The 1023-nt window shown below is 60.1% G+C and carries 1 pseudogene; it reads right to left on the bottom strand.

Annotated features, from left to right (window positions below):
* Positions 1–231 precede the first annotated feature (231 nt).
* Positions 232–1023, bottom strand: a pseudogene (locus tag FTV30_RS16075) (IS91-like element ISVsa3 family transposase); the annotation flags it as partial.

Genomic DNA, 1023 nt, shown 5'->3' with positions numbered 1-1023 from the left:
ATAGGAAGAATAAACGCCCTTTTCACCCAAGTCCAACAGCTTTGGACCGCAGTTGACTCTTTCGACACCCCTGCGATGCAACCCAATCCGGCTGACGGGGAGCCAGCAACGCTGAAAATTTACCCTCCTCTTTCCCACTAGCGGCTCCTTTTCCGACAACCAGCACGGCGGATCCCTGCCGCGGCGCTGTGAACGCAGCATTTTGATTGGTATCGTTGGCCTTCAGGCTCGTCAGTCAAACAGACCCAGGAGCAGCTCAGCCGGTGGCGCCCGGCTTTCGGGTAACGCCCTGGTCCCGCTGGTTTCGGCTTTGTGCTTCAGGTGATCAAGGATCTGCTTGATCACTATAGGGTCTTCAATGCAGGCGATGACTTTCATGGCGCCGCCGCAGCCGCTGCAGGTCTCGATGTCGATATTGAAAACACGCTTGAGCCGTTGCGCCCATGTCATCGACGCTCGCCGTTGTGCTGGTGTTGCCGGTTCATCAGCCACCCTGACCTTGTTGCCCCTGCCCCGTTTTGCCGGCGTGACCAACGCCCGGTGCCGACTGTTGGGTGCGAACACCCCGTGGAAGCGGGTTAGGTTGACTCTGGGCTTCGGTACCAGGGCGGCCAGCCTTGCAATGAAATCCAATGGTTCGAAAATGACGTGCGTGGTGCCGTCCCGGTACGGCGTCTTGAGCTGGTAGCGCACGTTGCCGCCTCGTGTTAACGACAGCCGCTTCTCGGATACCGCCGGGCGGCTGATGTACCGGCACAGCCGTTCGAGCTTCTTGCGTTCATCGGCCCTGGCCGCCACGCCGGCGTGCAGGCTGGACCCGGCTACCTTGCCAATCCCGTCACCGAACGGATCACCACTGGTCGGCAGAGTTTGCAAAGTGAACACCTTTCGCCCCGCCTGTGAACCGACAGCGATACGGTAAGTGATCGAGTGCCCCAGCAGGGGTGTCATCGGGTCGTCATCCACCGCATCCGAGGCCAGATAGCTGTTTTCGACATCCCGTTCCAGCAGGCCTTGCCGTTC

The sequence above is a fragment of the Acinetobacter sp. YH12255 genome (assembly GCF_013417355.1).
Classification (GTDB): domain Bacteria; phylum Pseudomonadota; class Gammaproteobacteria; order Pseudomonadales; family Moraxellaceae; genus Acinetobacter; species Acinetobacter pseudolwoffii.
This window is presented reverse-complemented; position numbering and strand designations above follow the sequence as displayed.